Annotated in this window: 2 protein-coding genes and 1 pseudogene; all 3 read right to left on the minus strand. The window is 49.7% G+C overall.

Going from position 1 to position 3,093, the window contains the following annotated elements; translation table 11 throughout:
- A pseudogene (locus tag DW657_RS16920) lies at positions 1–2,415 on the minus strand (TraG family conjugative transposon ATPase); the annotation flags it as partial.
- Complete coding sequence (locus DW657_RS16925) at positions 2,412–2,738, minus strand: DUF4133 domain-containing protein (protein ID WP_118313519.1); 327 nt, start codon at positions 2,736–2,738, stop codon at positions 2,412–2,414. The pseudogene DW657_RS16920 and the gene DW657_RS16925, both read right to left, overlap by 4 nt.
- 20 nt (positions 2,739–2,758) lie before the next feature.
- The gene (locus DW657_RS16930) at positions 2,759–3,064 is read right to left on the minus strand and encodes a DUF4134 domain-containing protein (RefSeq protein WP_068856396.1); all 306 of its coding nucleotides are present in this window, start codon (positions 3,062–3,064) and stop codon (positions 2,759–2,761) included.
- Positions 3,065–3,093: the final 29 nt, after the last annotated feature.

Here is a 3,093-nt window from a genome sequence, read left to right on the forward strand (position 1 = left end):
CAGTTTCTCACTTTCCTCAGTCGTATAGGCGAGATATTCCTGCGTGGACACCTCTGTGGCATATACTGCCGACTGCGTTCCTCCGAGTCCTATCCATACTTCCTTGTAGAGACGTGACGGGTCGTTGGACTGGTTGATGGAGAGAATCTGCGACTTCTCCTTTTCCGTCAATCCGAGCAATGACTGTATCTGCTCGAACTTGTTCATGAACTTCCTCTGGTCAAGGAGTATCTTGCAGTCTGAGTTGTTGATGATACTCTCCTTCACAATAGCGGAGGATATGATGTCCTCGACTTCCTGCGTCACCACAACCGCCTCACCGAAGAACTTTCTGACCGTCTTATAGAGATACTTGATATAGGACGCCATGTTTGCCGAAGCTATCGCTTTCCATGCTTCTTCTATCACTATCATCTTACGGATGCCTTTCAGACGGCGCATCTTGTTGATGAACAGCTCCATGATGATGATGGTCGTGACCGGGAACAGGATTGAATGGTCCTTGATGGAATCTATCTCGAAAACGATGAACCGCTTGTGCAGCAGGTCAAGCTCCTTGTCGGAGTTAAGCAGATAGTCGTACTCACCACCCTTGTAGTAAGGTTCCAGCACGTTGAGAAATCCGTCTATATCAAAATCTTTCTCACGGACTTTCTTTTCTTCCAGAACCTTGCGGTATTCCGTTCCCACAAACTCATAGAAGGTATTGAAGCATGGAACGATGTCGCTTTCCTCTTTCAGTTTACCGATGTAGAGCGACACGGCATTTGACAAGGCAACCTCTTCCGCTCGTGTGGCAGGCTCGTTGTCCTTCTTCCAAAGTGTCAGGAGCGAAGTCTTGATGCTCTCACGCTTCTCGATGTCAAAGACCTTATCCTAGGTGAAAAAGGGATTGAATGAGATGGGACTCTCATCCGTATAGGTATAGTAGATACCGTCCTTTCCGCCTGTTTTTCTGTTGATCATCTCGCAGAGTCCCTGGTAGGAGTTTCCCGTATCGACCAAGACCACATGCGTGCCTTGCTCGTAATACTGTCTGACGAGGTGGTTCATGAAGAAGGACTTCCCGCTTCCCGAGGGTCCGAGCACGAACTTGTTGCGGTTGGTTGTTACGCCTTTTCTCATCGGCAGGTCAGAGATGTCAATGTGCAGCGGCTTGCCACTGATGCGGTCTGCCATCTTGATGCCGAACGGTGAGGGAGAATCCATATAGTTGGTTTCCTCCGTGAAGAGGCAGGTTGCCTGTTCGATGAAGGTATGGAAACTTTCCTCTGACGGAAAATCACCCTCGTTGCCGGGTATCGCTGCCCAGAAAAGTGTCGGACAATCCACCGTATTGTGGCATGGCACACATTCCATGCTTGCCAACTGACTGCCTACGTCGTTGCGAAGATGCTTCAACACTTCCATATCCTCGCCCCATGCCAGGACATTGAAATGGGCACGGACAGACTGCAAGCCTTGTGAGTGAGCCTCGTTCAGATACTCGTCAATCCATTCCTTGTTGATGGCGTTCTGTCGGCTGTACCTTGACAGCGAGTGCATGTTACGGGCGGTCTTCTCAAACTTCTGCAAGGTCTCGTCACTGTTGTCTATGAATACATACTGGTTATAGATATGGTTGCAGGACAACAGCAAGCCAACTGGAGCGGCAAAAGATAGTCGGCAGTCACTTCGGTCAGTGGACAATCGCTCAAAGCGGTTGTCCGTAGATACTTCCGTTGGCAGGTCTTCCGTTTGCGACAAGGTATGAAGGCATAGGTGTTTGTTTCCGATACGCATACCACTTGCAGACAATTCCATATCCTCCAAACATTGCACGTTCTCCGTGGAGAGCGAGAGGTATTTGCCTACAAGTCCCGTTATCCGTTCCGTGCCTGTGATTTCCTCATCCGTCAGTCTGCGTAAGGAGATATAGCCGGAGTCGTTGATGATTCTTGCGAACTGCTCCACGGCATCAAGGAATCTTGCTACCATTTCCTTGTCCTTGATTTCCTTAGGGATGATATGCCCACGGCACAAGGTGGAAAAATTGCTCTGGTGTGCCATGCGCTCCTTGGAGGTCTTGGTGAGGAACAGGTAACACTGGTGATGCAGGTAAGGACGCTCATTGAAGTGTCGCTCATAGCTTCTTGACAGAAAGCTCATGTCGCTATTCAGCAAGTCCGGTTCGTAGTTCTCTTTCACGAACCAGTCCTGCTTGTGGACAATGCTATAGTCGGGCAGTACCTTGATAGCCTTGCACCATGCGGCATGTACTGACTCATACTCCTGCGATGTTACCGTGAAGATCTCGGGGAGCGTTACCTCGTAGGCGACCGTGATGTCGCCATCCTTGGAGATAATGCAGCCTTGCTCCACGGCAAGCAGCGGAAACTTGCTCTCAAGGGTGCTTGATTTTCTGATATTTCTCATTCTTCTTTCTTTTTATGTTTGAACATTCGGTTTGTTTTCCTTCGGTTGAGGATATAGCGTGGATGGCTCTTGGAGGCAAGGAGCTTCATCAGTCCATGCTCTCCGTACTTGTTGTTCAGGTGGAATGTTCCCCATACAAGCAATGATCCGAGCGTGAGACCCAAGCCGATGCAGACCAGTTGGTCCGCACCTGCCATATAGAGGACTACCACAAGGAAGAAGACGACAAGCAGTCCACCTGCGAAGATGAAGAGGTACTGTGCCTTCAGTCCCTTGAACTCAACCGAATGACCGATGCCCTTGTTGATTGGGTAGTCAGCCATAAGTCTTATACCTTATTATATTATAAGAAGAACGAGCGGAGGATGGTTGCGCTCACGATGAGGAAGATGCAGGCTCCGAACCAGCTTGCGGCAGTCTTGCTCGTGTCGGGGTCGCCAGATGAGAACTTGCCATACACCTTGATGCCTCCGATGAGACCTACCACGGCACCGATGGCGTAGATGAGCTTCGTGCCTGGATCGAAGTAGGAGGTCACCATGCTTGTTGCCTCGTTGATACCTGCAAGTCCGTTGCCTTGCGCGAATGTCTGTGATACGGCTGCGACAATCATCGCAGCGAGAAGAATGATTCTGTTTTTCTTGTTCATAAATCGTTTTTTGTCTGTGCCTTGGGGAT

It is taken from the genome of Prevotella sp. AM23-5 (assembly GCF_003473645.1).
Taxonomy (GTDB): domain Bacteria; phylum Bacteroidota; class Bacteroidia; order Bacteroidales; family Bacteroidaceae; genus Prevotella; species Prevotella copri_A.

What these genes read in the sequence shown, in the direction of transcription:
- DW657_RS16925 (WP_118313519.1), bottom strand. Translation starts at nt 2,738, where the DNA reads ATGGCTGACTACCCAATCAACAAGGGCATCGGTCATTCGGTTGAGTTC.
- DW657_RS16930 (WP_068856396.1), bottom strand. Translation starts at nt 3,064, where the DNA reads ATGAACAAGAAAAACAGAATCATTCTTCTCGCTGCGATGATTGTCGCA.